Raw genomic sequence first — 16756 nt, 5'->3', positions numbered from 1 at the left:
TATGTATCGTGGAAGAAACTCGGGAGCAGCAAAAGCTGCACGGCTTCCTGCAATGCGGTATTTATTTGTCCGTAGCGCTGGAAGCAGCGGTCTTTATTTATCTGCGCGCGCCCTTTTGGGGGATATTCAGGTTGCCGCTGGAACGCATTGCCCGGCTGCCCATTTACGACCAATTGGTCTACAGTAAAATGTTGACGTTCGGTCTTATCTGTCTCGTCAGCATAGGGACACTGGCAAAAAAGAAAACAGACCTTGATCCCAAACTGCACATTGTCTACCCGCTTTGCCTGGGCTTGATGCTGTTCTTCGGCGCGATGGCCGCACAGGGAAGGAGCGCAGGGAAGGTTTTTGTCTATACCAACTGGTACGACGTTCTATACATGGCCTGTTCCCTTATCGGTGCGCTGCTGTGCAGCGTGGCCATGGATAATATTTCCAAGGTCATTCGCTCAGGCCTCGGCAAGGACAAATGGAACAGCGAGGCGGAGAGTTTTATGCAGCCGGTCGTCCGCAAAGACACGCCATATTCGGTCAACATACCCATGCTCTTTTATTATGATAAAAAGGTACGCAAAGGATGGATCAATATCTGTAACGTTTTTCGCGGCACCATCGTCATTGGCACACCAGGCTCCGGTAAAAGCTTTTCCGTCGTCAACCCCTTTATCCGGCAACTCATAGCCAAAGGATTTGCGGTGTGCCTTTACGACTTCAAGTTCCCGGATCTTGGTCAGATCGCTTACTACCATTACCTGCTCGCTAAACAACAGGGCAAGCTCAAAGATTTTGCCTTTCATGTGCTCAATCTGAACGATGTCGAAAAAAGCCGCCGTATCAATCCCTGGCGGGCCGATTATATCCGGTCTCTTGCTGATGCTTCAGAAACAGCGGAAGCACTGGTCGAGGCCCTGAAGAAGGGAGATAAGTCAGGAGGCAGTGATCAGTTCTTCACCCAGTCGGCCATCAATTTCCTGGCCTCCTGTATCTACTTTATGAGTAAGTATAACGGAGGCAAGTTTTCCAGCCTCCCGCATGTGCTGGCACTGCTCAACCGCAGCTATGAGGAGATCTTCAATGCACTGATCTCGGAACCGGAATTGAAATCGTTGCTGTCCCCGTTCATGACCGCATTCGATGCGAAGGCATTCAATCAATTGGAAGGGCAGATCCGTACGCTGAAGATATTCATCAGCAGGTTGGCGACCAAAGAATGTTATTGGGTCTTTTCCGGCGATGACTTCGATCTGAAGATCTCCGATAAGGCTAATCCGGGTATGCTCGTGCTGGCCAATGACCCGAATACGCAAAACATCAACTCTGCCTGCTATTCCATCATCATTAACCGCTTGACGAAGCTGATCAATACCAAAGGTAACCTGCCCTCTGCCCTGATCGTCGACGAGGTACCAACCTTGTTCGTGCATAAGGTCGAGAATCTGATCGCGACCGCGAGAAGTAACAAGGTAGCGGTGCTGATGGGGCTTCAAGAGTTGCCGCAGTTCAATCAACAGTACGGAAAAGATACCGCCGCGACCATTACCGCAGTGGTCGGCAATGTGCTGTCAGGTTCCGTCCGTAACAAGGAAACACTGGAATGGCTGGAAAGACTTTTCGGTAAATCGAAACAACTGGGAGAGGGGCTGTCCATCGATCGTAACAAGACCTCGCTCTCACTGAATGAAAAACTGGAGGCGCTTATCCCCGCAGGGAAGATCGCGTCGCTTAACGCCGGGGAAATGGTCGGCGTGCTGGCCGCCGATGCTCAGGAAGCCTATACCGGCCAGTTCGAAACTGCTGCGGTCAATTGCCGGATCAACCTTGATCTTAAAGAGATCGCCGCAGAGGAAAAGGCCTACCGTCCGCTGCCGACCTATTATGATTTTGGAGGACAGGCCGATGAGAAGCTTCGGCAAAACTTTGACCGGATCACCCGGGAAGTACAGGAAATGGTGCTGGCCTTTACTAAAGCCACGGCCACTGCCTCAAAAACACCCCTTAGAGTAAATCAGTAATGAACACAAATGAAAAATTGAACGGTACACTGGTGCTGGTGCACCCGCAACTGGAGAATGATCCAGCAGGTAAACAGGGCAAGGTTGCGGTCGTGAATTATGACCGCCAACAGTCCAGTGAGGTCTATGTCGGTTTCACCGACGGGACCGAAGCTATCTATCGCCCGGATCAGCTCATGAAGCTGAAAAGCTACGAGGAGATACGCCAGGACCTGGCAGACAATGGACCGGCCATGAAGCCCGCTGAGTTCGGTGCACTGTATAAGATCATGATGTTGCAGGAACGTAACACCGCACAGGCTAACTGGTCGTCGCTCGAGATCGCAAGGGATAACCCCGGCATCCTTGACCGGGCATTGGAGCCTGCCCGCCAGGAACAAGGACTTGATATGCAACAAGGTGTCGAAAGATGAGGTGGTGGCTATGTATGTGCATGGCCACTTTGCCTCTAAAACACCTGACCATCAATTCCGGCTATGGAAAACGTATTCATCCCATCACGCATCGGTATCGTTACCATACAGGTGTCGACCTGAAAGCCAGAAGGGATACGGTGTACGCGGTGCTTGACGGAAGGGTAAGCCAACTGACCTACGACCCCGCCCTCGGCATCTACCTTTCCCTGGCTCATGGTAACAGGTTCGAAACGCTATATGGTCACCTAAGTATCCCGCTCGTAAGGCCGGATGATTCCGTCAAAGCGGGAGAGCCGATAGCCGTAACCGGCGCTACCGGCCACGTGACTGGTGAACACCTGCATTTTAGCGTGCGGTGCGATGGGAAATATGTGAACCCCTTAAAATTCTTACATCAAATCATAAGTAATCATGGACAACAACAAAAAATTTAAACCATTTCATGTACAGATCGCGGAAAAGCTGTCTGCTGAACTCAAGGAAGGGACATCTTTCTTTCAAAAGCCGGTCAAAGAAAATGGAATGCCCTCCTTTGTCGCGCCGGTCAATCCGATCACGGGGAAAGGGTATAGCGCACTCAATGCGATCTCGCTGGCGCTCAAACGACATGATGACCCGCGCTGGATGTCAGCCGAATCAGCACGCTTCGCCGGATTTTGGGTAAAACCAAATGAGAAAGGCACCATGATCAGCTTTCCCAAGAAAAGTGATATAGAGGCGATACGCGCACCCGACGGCAGTAAGATCACCGATGAGCAAGGAAAGACCCAGACCAAGGTCGTTGAGTTTGAGAAACCCAAGCAGGAGGTCGCTTTCCTTTTCAATGCCACCCAGATCAGGGACTTTACACCATTGGAAGAATTCCTGGCCAAAAAGGAGGCCGGCGTAGTGCTATCTCCGCTGGAACGTGCAGAACAACTGATCCAGCAGAGTGGTGCAGTGATCATTCATGGCGGACAGGAAGCCAATTATGACAAAATACGTGATGCTATCTTTTTACCGGAGAAGGACCAGTTTAAAACAGAAGCTCAATATTACCAGGCTGCCATCCATCAGCTAGTTCACTGGTCCGGTCACGAAACAAGGTTAAACCGGCCAATGGAAGGAAAATTCGGCTCTGTCGAATATGGTAAGGAAGAATTACGGGCTGCGATCGGTGCGATGCTGATCGGAGCCGAATTAAAGGTCGGACATGCATTCGGCCCCCATGCAGCCTATTCAGGGAATTGGATCAAAATGCTGAAAGAGGATCCCTACGAGATATCCAGGGCTGTCAAGGATGCCCAACGCGCTGCGTCCAAATTGTTGGGAATGGGAGAGGTGCGTGAGCAAAAGCAAGTTGCTGCTAACTCAAAGTACCTTGAAAAAGGAGAGGAGGTAGCCTACAACGACACTGTTTATAAAGTGCTCGATAAAAAAAGATCACAGATCGAGGTCGAGAAGGCGGATACCGGTGAGAAGATCAAGGTAAAGCCATCCGACGGCCTTTATAAAAATCTCGTCGAAGCACGGAACAATTCCGGCGTAAAACAAGAGGCAGGACAAACACAGGATATCGCTGTCGAACCGGAAGTGAATTACAATGTAGAAAGGTGAACGAATGGACCTGATAAGATTTAAAGAAGATGACCTTCCCCTGAAGGACTTGGAGACAATAGGGCTGGCCCTTAATGGCCAGCTCTTGCTGACCGCCGAGGATAAGCAGGCCTTGCTGACCGGCCGGCGCACCGGGCTGATGCAATTGCGGGATCTCGAAGCAGAAAATATCAAGATCAGATCGCTTGATGCCAAGCTTTCTCTGCAACAGCATGCCAGTGGTGCCAGCCTGCTCATTCACCCGGTTTACAAGAGAGCGGTCGCTCCAGGTCTCCTTAATGAAGAGCAGATCGAAGCGCTGCGATCTGGTAAAGTGGCCAATGTGCTTATAGAACGATCAACGACCGAAGGTCAAAGGTCAAGCCTGCTTGTTGAGTATGACCCGGAGACGCGGGAATTCATTTCCTCTGATACAGACAGGATATTGGCCCCTGATATGGTCAACAACGAATTTCTTACAGCTGCTCAGAAAGAGGTTTACAGAAAAGGGAAGGAGGTCAAACTCGCCGATCAGACCTCCTTCGCCTACACCGGGGTAGATACACAAGGTATGCGTTCTGATAAGATCGCGCTTATCGCTTCGATCCTGATCGATGGTGGGATGAGCTATATGCTATATATGGGCTTGAATGCGCTTTTTGGTCAGAAGCACGATAAAACTACGTCGGAGCAGTTAAGCCCGGGTTACCATGCGGCATTGAACGATGCGGAACAGCAAACGCCCGCGAATGAACAGGCCAGTCACGCCTATAACCGCGGCCTGTTCACCCGCTGATGATGCCTGATTGGTCTGTTCTGGGCATCGCGGAAGAAGTTCCCGCCGCATTTGGGATCACAAATACGACATTTGATCATGGTAACGAGCAGGAGTGGCATGACGGTGAACGGCACTTCATTCCAGCGACCCTGAACATCTGGCGTGTCGGTGATCGATCGGTCAGGGAGGTTCTGCTTTCTAATTCTGTATTGGAAATGCTTGCTTTTCTTGCCCTTCACCGGTCACGCTATCCTTCCCTGGGAAACGTAGGTTTGGTGTCCTTCGGTAATCTACCTTCTACTAACCAGTTACAATGGACCCGCTCCTATTTCTCACGCCCTCGATACACCTTGCTCTTTGGAACCGATCCGATGGCGTCCTTGATCGATATCAGGGTCGCATGCGGATTAAAGGGGAAGTCGGCCAGGTTTCGCTGGGTGCAGGGACGAGTGCTGGTCGAATATAAGGAACGAGCGAGCTACTTTGATCTTGAACAAATAAGCCTGTTCTCATTCGAAAGGATATTCGGAGTGAGGTCAGGCCTTCGGACACGTAAGCCGGCAAAACATTCCACTTTCCTAGAACAGTTAAGGTCAATGGCCGTCAATACGGATCGCTAACTGTACGGGCCGGACAAAATTATTGTCCAAAAATAGCCCTGAAATTTTGTTTTTACTAAGGGAATTAGTATATTTAAGTATAACATTTGACCATGAAAACATTCGTTCACCTCCTTCTGACCGCTGTGATCTCCACCTTTGCTTTCTGGGGTGCAATAGCCTCCAAACAGGATCCCTGGCCGGGTTATGCGGTCGCATTCGGGATCTGGGGTGTATTCCTTTGGCGGTACAATGTCCGTTTAAGACGGGATGCTCGCCGTAAAATGTTCGAACAGCAAATGTTCCGGGATCACATGCGTTCGAAGACACGATATTTTCATTAGGATGTACTATATTAGTTCCATCATTCGCAGCGGTCTGCTGCAAATTGTGATAAGGTTTAGGTTGAAAGCCCGGTTGAGCAAGTCATACCGGGCTTTTATTTTGTACCAGCCGGTCATATTGAAACCTGTATCACTTCGATAATATTCATCCTTACTTATGGCAAACACCTGCTACAACTCGATCACGTTTTCGGGTGACCCGGAAAAGGTGGAGGCACTGCTTTCTTATTTAAACAATGCGATCGAACTTTCCTGGCAAAGGGAAGAGGCAAAACGTGGTCTGTATCAGTTTATCAGATATAAGGACACGGTGCTGAGTGAGCCCTGGCTCGCGGGTCAGAACTTTAATTTCCAAAGCTTGTCCTTTCCGCCTATCGACGCAATGGTGGCCCTCGCCGCTCAATTCCATTTCAATTTTGAATACCGCTACCATGAACCGAGTAGGGGTGTATATGGTGAGTCAGTTTACCAAAACGGCGAACACCAGGACGCGAGGCTTGATGCAAAGGATTACCGCGCCGTTTATTACGCAGCTGAAAATGATGTGTTCTTTTATCAGGGAAAATGCTATTCCGATCCCTATATAGTATTCGATATCCTTTTGGAAAATAAAAAGAATGGCATCCCTAATGAACCTTATCAACCTCTGAAAATCGTTATGAATCCTTTAGATAAAAGACTGGCAGGGATCCTGCCACAGATCGACCTTGCCGGTACTGCTTTTACTATTGATCTTCGGCTGAATGAGCTCCGGGAAACTCTTTCTCCCTGGAATGTCATTTACCTTGATGATCTGCTTATGTCTGAGGACGGAAATAAATACCTTTTCTTATTTGATAAAGAATTGCACAAGCAATTTGAGCTTACCCCGCAGGTTACGGAGCTTCCAGATAATATAGTCATGCTGGAGATACCTTATGATGTTGATCTTGACCCGGTCGGTGTAGCCAATCGTTTGGAGAACGACGTCAATTCGTTCTTAAAAGATTTTCCGTTAAAAGAAGGGCTAACCGCGCGGGTTATCCCGATACACGAAACCAATGTACCGGAGATGCTGGAACAAAATTGGCGTGACGCACAGCAAGGTTATGGAGCAGGACGGTGATCCCGGTTAGCACGGGAAAAACCCCCGTCCCGTGCTATCTCTTAATTCTTATTACCTTTGTTTCATGATCAAAAGTTTTCAAGCTAATGTTGCCGGCACAGATTTCGAATTCAATACGATGAATGTGAACCGGTTGCATCTTTACCAAATATATGTAATGGATCAAGGACAAAAAAAACGGTTCCACATGCAAGCCGATGCGTCAGGTATCTTCAATATCACTGATCCAATGGCCTGCCCTGAAGAGATCCTTCCTCTTGAATTTGCTTTGAACGAGGCCATTTACCTTAATAATGATCGCCCTGTCCCCGTTATTTGACAAATACTTTAACATCGGTCCTTGTGGTCTCGCTATTGAATGGTACCGATTACCTTTTATATTGAGAGAATTTAATTCTTGAAAAATACGTTGGAACAAAGAACAGTAGTGAAGTGGTAGCCAGTTCAAGCTGGCCGCATTTAAGTAATAACGGTCACAAAATTTCTTGTAAGATCAGATATTACTTAATTTATCATAGCTAACGAAGCCGGTTGCATCTGTGTTTGTAAAAAACGTTTCCGTTGTCAGCGGTATTGATGTTTATTGGACGTATATCTTTTTTTTAAGCCGATTATTTCCAGCTTCCTTTCTATCACACAATTACAGAAAAGAAAACACCCCGAATACATAGGCTTAAATCAGAATATGGTAAGCATCAAATGCGTTCACCATGCGGCACTCTACTATGTATTAGTTAGCACCCACCGTTGAACACATCACTGGCGGTTTGCAACATACACAGATTTCAACAATTTCATTCGTTTTAAATACCGATTATAGATCGGTTTTAAGTTCAGTTCCTCCTTTGATGCCAGCCATCGAATAATATCTAAATTTTCGTAACCCTCGATTTTTCGAAATTCATTGAAGATCTTCAGGGCAATACTTCTGGATACGCCTCTTGAAATCAAACTAATGACTGATTCTTCCCGAGTGCCTAGTTCCAGCATTGATGGTAATGCAAAAGATAAGCGATACCTCTCCTTAAGTTCATCTGTAAGAAATGGTTCGGCCAGATCATTGAGTAATTTGATATATTTTATCAAAAGATGTGTGGTAATCACCGAATTGACCTTAATTACGTTGTTGATGCGGTCATTGACCTGGTCATCATTATCCGGGTCGATTTTTTTTCCAGCGTTCGTGTGATTACTGTGGAAACGAATATCTCCCTCGATCAACCTTCTTAGACTTATCCCATTTAACCATTTCCGGGCATGAAAGCAGATCTGCCTCACAGAGATGCTAACGCTATGCTTAAAGTATGCCTCATTTGTGATGTGAAAGATCTCATCTAGTCTTGAGATGAGATCATTTAATTGCCAATAAAAACTCCATGATTCAAATGGAAGTTTTTGCTTTTCTGCTTCTGTTTGATATTTATAAAGATTGGGATTTTCATCAGACGAGGCTATCAACCATTTCTCCACTCCAAGAGCTTTGATTTGTTCATACAATTCGCTTTGTAATAAAGGGTCAATGGTTGGGTTTTGCCTGAGGACCTCATGGGGTATCGACAAATTTTCAAGCGAAGTTTTAAGGAGAGTTTCAACTTTTTGAATATCTCCCTCACTAAGATTGTTACGGTTCAAATATTCTTGTAGCTCATCAGGGCTTTGCGCATATTTCTGCCTAAAAAAGACGACCGCACTTCGATCCGCTTCATTAGTGATATCGTCCACTTTCTTTTCTAGCTCGTTTATAAAGTCGTCCAGCCGATCTAAAGATTTCGAGCTGGCTGTTTGCACTTTCTTTTTGAAAGATTTGGCATACATTTCCTGTGACCACAGGTCTTCTTCCTTTCGTTCGATACAAAAGATTGTTCCATAAAGTGAGTCACGGATACGTCCAGCCCGTCCAACAAGATTTCCAAAGTCAAATGGAGTTAAAGCCATGTGCCTTTTCTTCGGCATCGGTATAAAGAGATTGTTCGCCGGCAAATTGACGCCTTGGAGCAGTGTCGACGTGCAAAAAAGATTTCTGATCTTTCCATCCAAAAATCCATCTTCGATCTCCTTCCTTACGATATCGGGTAAATTCCCATGGTGGTAAGCAACCCCCTTTGATAAACATGGAATTAGGTAATAACGGGGATGAATTTCCTCTGCTAAGAATTCAATGATCTCTTGGAGAAACGGGTCTGTTTTGACATTGTCGTCAATAGTAGCCGCAAATTTGAGTGCCCAATCAGCTGCCCAATTACCTTTCGGTGAATAGATGATGTTTTGTTGGCCCTTTCCACACAAACTGATCAAGTGTTTCAAGCCTTCACCTGTATTAGTGTTGAAGTTTTTTTGATGATCAATATCTGTTTTAATAGTCAAACTTTGTGTGGTCCTGTTGTTTGAAGAAATTGTAAATTCCAAACGATTGTCAGATTTGGGGATAACCGTCGTTTTTATCTGAAATACAGGAGAGACAGTGGTTTCTACGGTCTTTCCCTTTGTTCCAAAAACGTGATCGAACAATATCCCGGCATCCTCGATGTTAGGCCCGGCGGCAATGATCTTTGCCGCCGGAAAAAGTTTGTAAAATTCTTTGAAAACAAATTCAGAAAGTGCGCCACGTCCCTGGGTGTCTTCAACGTTTTGAACTTCGTCAATAAAGATCATATCGATCTTCAGATCTTTTTCCCATCGGTATTTCAATAATCGAAGACAACGTTCTGGCGTCAAAATGAATATCCTGTGTGTTTCATCAGCATCTTCGTCGAAATTGAATACTGTTTTTATCGTCACATGTTCAATGTCGACCTCGTTTCTCAGATCCTCGCTGACCTGATTGAGCAATGCACGTGATGGTACCACATACACAGCTGTATAGCTTTCAGTATCGGCTATTTGCGTCTTTAGGAATTTTTTTATGATGAAAGATTTGCCCGACGATGTGGGCGCTGATACCACTACTTTATTTTCGTTGCCGATCTGTTCCCACAAGGTTCTTTGGAAACCTGTAGTTGTGATCTCTTCGTTCGCACTTTGTATGGTCTTCGCTGTTTTTTCGAGTTGGAGTTCAAGCAATAATGAAGCGTCATAGGCATCGAAATCCCCCAGAGTGCCCATGCTCACTTGTGCATAGTTGCTGGTTTGTGAGGTCAGAAGATTTGCGCCTGTCAAATTACCCAACCTGGAAAATAAGACATAACAAGCTCTCCCAATGTCATTGTCCTCCGTGTTTTGTAGATAAAGTAATGATGCGAGTACTTGCGAAAGATTACGGTGTTCATCTTTCTCGCTAGTAGATAAAATAGAGGTTAACCAAATTGCTTTTCTTATGTCTTGTTTTGCGATCTGGATTTTAGCAACACCAAGTCTTTCGTGAAATATTTGGTTAAAGGATAGGTCGTCGATCATCTTCCTGATCAATGGATGCAAGGATATATCCTCTAAAAGCAGTTCATTTTCAGCCATTCTTTTGAGGATTACTATAGGGAACACCATGTATTTTTTGATACATACTGTTCCGGAAATCGTCAACTGAGTTACAAGGAAGAATGAAAAAGTCTAAAAATACCTTTTCTACTTCTGGATATTCCTTTAACTTCTCAGTGATCTTTCTTACTAACACTTTATCCTTCCCAATTACTTTATCTGCAATAGCCTTTTCGAGTTCTTCATAAGTATGACTTTCTCTTTCCAGTTTTCCGAACGAAGTCGTCGTATACATTAGCAGGATCGGATGGACCAGCACTTGTCGCTTGAATGCGTCCGACGTTGGTGTCAGTCGATCATATAATTCATCGATATTATCAATTGTTACTTTAATGAACTCTTTTGCGACGATAAGCTCGTTGTCTAAAAAGTCAGCTTTTGATCTTAGGTCATGAAAACGGTTTATGGAGATCAATGCCTCGGAAAGGGCATCCGAAAACGTTGACGTCACCTTAGATTCCCCGATTAGATAAGCTGGATGAGGTGTTCCGCCAACCTCATAATTACCAATAAATATTCCGTCACCTCCTTTTACTTGGTCAGAATAATTAGAGAGTGATCGGATCTTATGAGCGATCATTTTACACGCTAAAATACTTTCTACTAAAACAAAAAGAAGAAGTTCCCCATACTTACCATCAGTTTGCGGTTGTTTCTGACCGAAAAAACTCTTAGCGTTCAAGCCTGCCCACATTTCCCCTTTTTTTGCAATTTCCGCTTCGCCATAAACATAATAAGCTAAAGCGTCGTGCAATACCTCGCAAATCCCGTTGACCATCAAACGTGTTCCCGATGGCTTTAGAGTATAGAATCTTAAAGCTAATTTGTCGCTGATGCTAAAGAAATGTTGGTTAAGTTGATCCAAGATCTGACCGCGGTCGATCTTTATATGTTGAGCCCAGTCTTCAGTAAACATTCATTTATCATCATTAGGAATATAATATTAGATAAAAGTAAAAAATATTTCGAATAAACAATTCGGATGATAGAGCTCGCTGGTCTTCAAACACAACACTGTGAAAATTAAGTCGCGGGATTGCTAAAAATTTCCTAATAATAATATTAAAATATTATCGGTATTAAGCAGATATAATCTTTTCATAATAAAGTGCTGCGTACTATCGGGCTAATTTCGATGGCGCTGAATTATTATATTTGAGCCAATGGATAAACCTGTGAGAGACACCAATCATGTGCTGTCTAACCGTTCCCGAAAGTATTTCGATAGGTTCCTGCCTGATTCTTGGGTCGCCACCGTCCCACAGGAGGACTACGGGATCGATTTCTACGTAGATATTGTCATCGACGGAAAAGTATCGGGCCTGAATTTTTCGGTTCAATTAAAAAGTACGGCGAACGGTAAGAGTTCGAAACATGTCAGTGCAATACTTAAACGTAGTACGCTCGGGTTCCTTCGCGTTCGACTTGAGCCTGTAATGGTCGTTGTTTACGAAGAGAGTTCCGATGAAGCTTACTGGTGCTGGCTTACAAACGGAATGTACGACCTCTCAAACGGGCACGACACTTATTCCATTCCCGTTACAAGACAAAATAAGTGGAGCAAGATGGACTGGAACGAATTGACCAAACACGTTCAGCGACTTTTTAATAACAAAACTTTTATTGGTGATTTTGATCTATCTAAAGTCCATTCAGACGTCGAGTTGATCGCCTGGAAGGCATATTTCCGAAACGAATTTGGTAAGGCGGTGTATTTATTCCGTGAATTACAAAAGGAAAGCGATCTTAATGACTTTGCCTTGCAAGCATTAGCATGGAGCCTGTACATGACCCACCAATATAGAGATGCCTTATTTTTGATCAATCAGGTACTTAAAAATAAGCAGACCGACAATTTATTCCAAACTAAGGCCTGCATACTCGCAGAAATGGGACGGGAAGACAAAGACCGTGGTAAGGTCCTTCAGGCAAAAGAACTTTTTGAGTCTTATGCATCGAAAGATGTCACTGGTGTAATGTCTTACAATTATGGTAACACCTTAAGTTCCTTAGGTGAGATCAAACAAGCTGTTATCCAGTATAAAAAAAGTTTAAAGATCGATTCTTCTAACGCCCGTTGTTGGAAAAATCTTGGCACCGCCTATTATGATCTTCAAAAGCATGATAAAGAACTTCAATGTTATGATGAGGCGTTGAGCATAGATCCAGAGCTTGAGGAAGCGATGTTTAGCAAAGGGATTACATTAGCACAGATCTATGCAAATTACCAGGAGGCTTTGGAATTGTTCAACCGGGTTTTGTCTAAGAACAACTCAGTAAAAGAGCGTTTCGTTAACGGTCTGTTTTGGGTCGCCTATTGCTACGAACAGATCGGAGATCTGAAGAATGCCTTATATTGGGTAAATACGGGTTTAGAACTGGAAGGTAGTAATAGATATCTACTTAATTTTAAGTCAAACTTCTTAGCTGAATATTGGCCTACCTATCCTGAATTCAAAGATGTTGCCGAAAAGTTTTTCAATTATCGCATAGCTTTGGAAGGTGATTATTTGAGCATTTATCACCTGGTTGTGCTGAAGAAATTATCCATGGCCGAAACTGTGGCGCTATTGTCGGAACATATTCCCCTGTTTGAAAGACTAACTGCTCCGGCTATTGAAAGTACAGGAATGGATACTTCGACCATTATTTCGATCTTGCCTGGACTTGAGCTATATCTAACTTTTCGACGCTTATTTTCACTAGACCGATTTAAAAATATGATTGATCTGGGTGAGAAATTTTGGGCATTACTCGAGCTTTTCGCTGTTCAGGCTTTCAATACGGCGTTCAAAAAGTACGAGTTTTTGAAAAGCGCCGATATGGTAGCTTACGACGTGTTAGCAAATCTTACATCTTACCTTCCACTTGCGATTCCCAATATTCAAATACAAAATAAGATGATACATAAGAACGGGAATGATCTGGCCGCAGCAATAGAAAAAATGCTGTTAGAATTGATTGATATCGAATTCAAAGCCCAAGCTCGTTTTATACTAAGACAATTTGGTTTAGAAAATATGGACTGTGATTCACTGCTTATCAAAACTACCGTTAATTATTTTAGGGAGGATTTACATGTTGAAATTGAAGAAAACTTACATTTGATGACCGCATAACAGTTTGTTTTAGTTCTCGATTTCATAAAATTTAATTCTGATAGAGCTATGGAGATCAATGCGATCTATAACCGTTTTGAAAGCATCGTCGAACGTATGCTGAAAGCATATGACTTTGTTATAACTTCCCATGTGTTTCAAAGGACTGAAGATCGAACCTTTGAGATTGATTTTGTTATTGAGCGGAACCAATTCAAAACGCTCGTTGAAATAAAATTTTACCGTAGTAAAACCGGTGTTACCTCGGCGATCCGGGATGCTGCGAAACGATTGATTTTACTTCTTGCAGCAAGAAACAGTGGTGAGAGCGGACTTCTGATAATTACTGGGTATGCATCAAACGAATTAAAGAGAGAATTAGCTAGGAATAGCATCATTGTTTGGGACAGGAGTGATCTATATAATTTGATCAAATTAGGCGTATCTGATTCCCGTCTTTTTGAAGATTTTGAGCAACTACTGAATGAAACCAAACAAGGAATAGATACTGAGGATGTATTTGCGGATGTTGAATTAGATCTTCGCTTCCCCGTCGACTATTTTGACGATTTGCGGAGGCCCTTCAAAGAATTTCCTTTAGGTTTTGAGCAGCTTCCCTTAAAAAATTATTGCGCCGAACTAAATGCCATCGCCGGTGGCCGTCCCGGCTGGCGTGAATATGAATTGAAATGCATTGAGATCTTAAAATACCTTTTTTCACAAGATCTTGATAATTGGAACACCCAACATACTACGGATGACGAGTTGAGTCGATTTGATATGGTGTGCCGTATCGTATCGCAAAATGACTTTTGGAAAAGTCTTGTACAATCGTTTCAGTCACGTTATGTGCTGTTCGAATTTAAAAACTATATTGACGCAATAGGACAGGATCAGATCTATACCACAGAACGCTACCTATACCTTCGAGGGCTCCGATCCGTCGGATTCGTTATTGCTAAAAATGGAGGAAAGCCACAAGCGTTGAAAGCAGCTAAAGGTGCTTTGAGGGAACATGGCAAGTTGATAATAATATTGGATAACAACGATCTTTGTAAAATGGTAGACATGAAAGTTGAGGGAAAGATACCGAGTGACTATCTTTCCCAAAAGTTGGATGATTTTTTAATTTCACTATCAAGGTAATGATTGAATCGCTATTATGCATGCTGCATATTATTCCAATGATATCCGGTACAACGTAGAAATCTTTAATATCTGAAAATTGGATTATATTATACCAAATCGGTTTTCAGTCCAAGTTCTCCAATTGTGATCAAATTTTCAATAAAATGGTTCGAATACTGCACCATTATCGACCCCTAAGGAGGCAGTCAGTTTTGATTGTCTCCTTTTTTATTTTAGTCCAATTACAAAAAATAAGTTAACTCGTTGAAATTGAAATAAGGCGATCCTTTTTTATTTTCAATTTGCTACTGTCATACTCCCTTGTTTTTATTATGCCTGCTGTAAACCCTTAATAGGGTTTCAGGAGCATTCATTATGCGCTTAACTAGCTTTTGCTTGTCACGAGCCATGTATGCGTAAGGTAACACTATAAGCACTTATAAGTACAAGCGGTTTTTAACTTAGTAGTTGATTTCTAGTTATCATAACGATAAAATAGAAATTTTAACAAAGCAAAAGGCGAGGTCAATTTGAATTTCCCCCGCCTTTGCCGATTAACTAATTTATTAAAGCAACTATTAATAGCCTGGATTTTGATTTATTTTTGCTCCAATGTTCCGGTCAATAGCTGTTTGCGGAATGGGCATAAGGTTGTTAAACTGTTGAATTGATGCTGCCGACTCAGGAGATCCATAACGTTTGGTCCGATCATAAACAAGACCAAGCCTGCCGAGTGTCAATATCCGGAACTCTTCGCCATAAAGTTCACGTGCGCGCTCATCCAAAATGTAGTCAATGCTTACATCTGCAGAAGTGATTAAGGGGGCCTGTGCACGTGCTCTGACCACGTTAATATCTGCAGCTGCGTTTGAGGTTAACCCTTTACCTAAATAAGCCTCAGCGCGTAACAAGTAGGTTTCTGATAAGCGGGCCACATAAAAGTCTCTTACATATCCGTTATCAGGTTGTGCGTTAATGTGTTTATCAGTGCCAAATTTACACCAGTTAGGAAATACGTAAATCATCGTATCATCTCTGGTAGTAAGGAACGATTTAGGGATAAGGTCTTTAGGTTTGAAGCCCGTGCTTGGCGCTATACCCGGGCCAAAGTAATATTTACGTTTAATGCATACTTCGCTATTACGTATGTCGTTCCCGGCATTTCTCCAAATAGTGTAATTAGTATAATTGGTTGGTCTCACAAAACCCACACCGCGTCCGGTCGAATCAACTGCTACACCTGTGGTATAGCCAATTTTGGCTAATCCCCAATAGTTACACCACATCATACGCTCAATAAGCGGCCTACTGAAACTTGGTACACCACCGTTGACAACACCACCTGTGGGTGTCACCTCAAATTGAGCAACCATCAATCCTTCATTGTTGCCGGCTTGCGTATTTTGGTTACCCATTACAAAAAGATCATAATAGTAATTCTTATCAGCTTCGGCTGCACGGGCACCAAACCTGGCTTTTACTAATGAGAAATTTCCGTCGGTGCCATCTATAACACGTGTTGCAGCGGCTATAGCGCCATCATAATCCTTTAAGGAAATATTCACTTCTGATAAAAAGTGATCTGCGGCAGCGCGTACTACCCGGCCTGGGCTTGTTGTAGTAAGCGGCAGGTAGGTACGGGCAAATTCAAGGTCTGCTTTTGCAAATGCCCAGCATTCTTCGCGGCTGTTTCTAACAAAATCATCTTTGGCTTCGGCTACCGGCTTATCGACAATTGGAACCCCGCCAAAAATATTAGCCAAGTTGCGGTAAGCAAAACCTCTAAAAAAGCGGGCTTCGGCAATTGTAGCATTTTTTATCGCCTCGCTGGCCCAGGTAACTTCCGGATTGGCAGCACCGGAAATAAGTGTGTTGGCAATTTTAATGATATTATATTGCGAGTTGAACCAATCATTCGTGTAATTGTCCTGAGCTGTAACGATAGACCAGTTGTTGAATTTAGTCGATGCATCGCGCGGGTCAAAGCACACATCAGTGCCTAAACCCAGTATCCATGCATCCTTGGTGCCATCGGCCGAGTTGTAAAACAACTGTACGTTACGATACATTGATGCACTCATTACATCAAATTGTGCTTTGTTAAGCAGTGCATTGCTGGTGAGAAGCACATCAGTTGGCTGCTCTGCTAAAAAGTCGGCATCCTTGCAAGATGACATCATCATAATGCCTACTGACGCTATCGTTAATATGTTTCTAAATAATTTCATAA

13 protein-coding genes are annotated in these 16756 nt (G+C 43.8%); 10 read left to right on the top strand and 3 right to left on the bottom strand.

The window, feature by feature from the left end:
* The first annotated feature begins 8 nt into the window (after nucleotides 1-8).
* From ABDD95_RS12525 to ABDD95_RS12490, 8 genes are all read left to right on the top strand, one after another.
* Nucleotides 9-2012, top strand: a complete 2004-nt coding sequence (locus tag ABDD95_RS12525; RefSeq protein WP_345947669.1) for a type IV secretion system DNA-binding domain-containing protein — start codon at nucleotides 9-11, stop codon at nucleotides 2010-2012.
* Complete coding sequence (locus ABDD95_RS12520; protein ID WP_345947668.1) at nucleotides 2012-2425, top strand: hypothetical protein; 414 nt, start codon at nucleotides 2012-2014, stop codon at nucleotides 2423-2425. Before ABDD95_RS12525 ends, ABDD95_RS12520 begins: the two co-directional genes overlap by 1 nt.
* Before the next feature lie 20 nt (nucleotides 2426-2445).
* On the top strand, nucleotides 2446-2862 hold the full coding sequence (locus ABDD95_RS12515) for a M23 family metallopeptidase (protein WP_345947667.1): 417 nt from the start codon (nucleotides 2446-2448) through the stop codon (nucleotides 2860-2862).
* Nucleotides 2840-4024 carry a zincin-like metallopeptidase domain-containing protein gene (locus tag ABDD95_RS12510; protein ID WP_345947666.1) on the top strand — a complete coding sequence of 395 codons (1185 nt, stop codon included), beginning with the start codon at nucleotides 2840-2842 and terminating at the stop codon, nucleotides 4022-4024. The genes ABDD95_RS12515 and ABDD95_RS12510 overlap by 23 nt, the downstream gene beginning before the upstream one ends.
* Nucleotides 4025-4028: 4 nt before the next feature.
* Entirely contained in the window at nucleotides 4029-4799 is a 771-nt protein-coding gene (locus tag ABDD95_RS12505; RefSeq protein ID WP_345947665.1) for a DUF4099 domain-containing protein, read from the top strand.
* A complete protein-coding gene (locus ABDD95_RS12500; RefSeq protein WP_345947664.1) occupies nucleotides 4799-5401 on the top strand; it encodes a hypothetical protein in 603 nt (200 codons plus the stop codon). The genes ABDD95_RS12505 and ABDD95_RS12500 overlap by 1 nt, the downstream gene beginning before the upstream one ends.
* A 480-nt stretch (nucleotides 5402-5881) precedes the next feature.
* On the top strand, nucleotides 5882-6829 hold the full coding sequence (locus ABDD95_RS12495; RefSeq protein WP_345947663.1) for a hypothetical protein: 948 nt from the start codon (nucleotides 5882-5884) through the stop codon (nucleotides 6827-6829).
* A 64-nt stretch (nucleotides 6830-6893) separates the two neighbouring features.
* A complete protein-coding gene (locus ABDD95_RS12490; protein ID WP_345947662.1) occupies nucleotides 6894-7148 on the top strand; it encodes a hypothetical protein in 255 nt (84 codons plus the stop codon).
* A 437-nt stretch (nucleotides 7149-7585) separates the two neighbouring features.
* Here ABDD95_RS12490 and ABDD95_RS12485 read toward each other — a convergent pair whose 3' ends face one another.
* Together ABDD95_RS12485 and ABDD95_RS12480 are read right to left on the bottom strand one after the other, a co-directional pair.
* Nucleotides 7586-10279: a DEAD/DEAH box helicase gene (locus ABDD95_RS12485; protein ID WP_345947661.1), complete on the bottom strand. Its 2694-nt coding sequence runs from the start codon at nucleotides 10277-10279 to the stop codon at nucleotides 7586-7588.
* Entirely contained in the window at nucleotides 10272-11216 is a 945-nt protein-coding gene (locus ABDD95_RS12480; protein WP_345947660.1) for a Hachiman antiphage defense system protein HamA, read from the bottom strand. The genes ABDD95_RS12485 and ABDD95_RS12480 overlap by 8 nt, the downstream gene beginning before the upstream one ends.
* A 247-nt stretch (nucleotides 11217-11463) precedes the next feature.
* Between ABDD95_RS12480 and ABDD95_RS12475 the strand changes: the two genes are divergently transcribed.
* Entirely contained in the window at nucleotides 11464-13419 is a 1956-nt protein-coding gene (locus ABDD95_RS12475; RefSeq protein WP_345947659.1) for a DUF4365 domain-containing protein, read from the top strand.
* 48 nt (nucleotides 13420-13467) lie between these two features.
* Nucleotides 13468-14544 (top strand): hypothetical protein, encoded by a 1077-nt coding sequence (locus tag ABDD95_RS12470; RefSeq protein WP_345947658.1) that lies wholly within the window; start codon nucleotides 13468-13470, stop codon nucleotides 14542-14544.
* A 560-nt stretch (nucleotides 14545-15104) separates the two neighbouring features.
* On the opposite strand, the gene ABDD95_RS12465 is transcribed toward ABDD95_RS12470, so the two are convergent.
* Nucleotides 15105-16754, bottom strand: coding sequence for a RagB/SusD family nutrient uptake outer membrane protein (locus ABDD95_RS12465; protein ID WP_345947657.1), 1650 nt, complete (start codon nucleotides 16752-16754; stop codon nucleotides 15105-15107).
* Between the last annotated feature and the right edge of the window lie 2 nt (nucleotides 16755-16756).

This window comes from Mucilaginibacter sp. PAMB04274 (assembly GCF_039634385.2).
Lineage (GTDB): Bacteria > Bacteroidota > Bacteroidia > Sphingobacteriales > Sphingobacteriaceae > Mucilaginibacter.
The sequence above is the reverse complement of the archived record's forward strand: the minus strand, read 5'-3'. Positions and strand labels throughout refer to the sequence as shown.

Bases quoted from the DNA above. Each gene is read 5' to 3' on its own strand.
- ABDD95_RS12480 (WP_345947660.1), bottom strand. From the start codon at position 11,216: ATGTTTACTGAAGACTGGGCTCAACATATAAAGATCGACCGCGGTCAG.
- ABDD95_RS12495 (WP_345947663.1), top strand. From the start codon at position 5,882: ATGGCAAACACCTGCTACAACTCGATCACGTTTTCGGGTGACCCGGAA.
- ABDD95_RS12485 (WP_345947661.1), bottom strand. From the start codon at position 10,279: ATGGCTGAAAATGAACTGCTTTTAGAGGATATATCCTTGCATCCATTG.
- ABDD95_RS12470 (WP_345947658.1), top strand. From the start codon at position 13,468: ATGGAGATCAATGCGATCTATAACCGTTTTGAAAGCATCGTCGAACGT.
- ABDD95_RS12515 (WP_345947667.1), top strand. From the start codon at position 2,446: ATGGCCACTTTGCCTCTAAAACACCTGACCATCAATTCCGGCTATGGA.
- ABDD95_RS12520 (WP_345947668.1), top strand. From the start codon at position 2,012: ATGAACACAAATGAAAAATTGAACGGTACACTGGTGCTGGTGCACCCG.
- ABDD95_RS12505 (WP_345947665.1), top strand. From the start codon at position 4,029: ATGGACCTGATAAGATTTAAAGAAGATGACCTTCCCCTGAAGGACTTG.
- ABDD95_RS12475 (WP_345947659.1), top strand. From the start codon at position 11,464: ATGGATAAACCTGTGAGAGACACCAATCATGTGCTGTCTAACCGTTCC.
- ABDD95_RS12465 (WP_345947657.1), bottom strand. From the start codon at position 16,754: ATGAAATTATTTAGAAACATATTAACGATAGCGTCAGTAGGCATTATG.
- ABDD95_RS12500 (WP_345947664.1), top strand. From the start codon at position 4,799: ATGATGCCTGATTGGTCTGTTCTGGGCATCGCGGAAGAAGTTCCCGCC.
- ABDD95_RS12490 (WP_345947662.1), top strand. From the start codon at position 6,894: ATGATCAAAAGTTTTCAAGCTAATGTTGCCGGCACAGATTTCGAATTC.
- ABDD95_RS12510 (WP_345947666.1), top strand. From the start codon at position 2,840: ATGGACAACAACAAAAAATTTAAACCATTTCATGTACAGATCGCGGAA.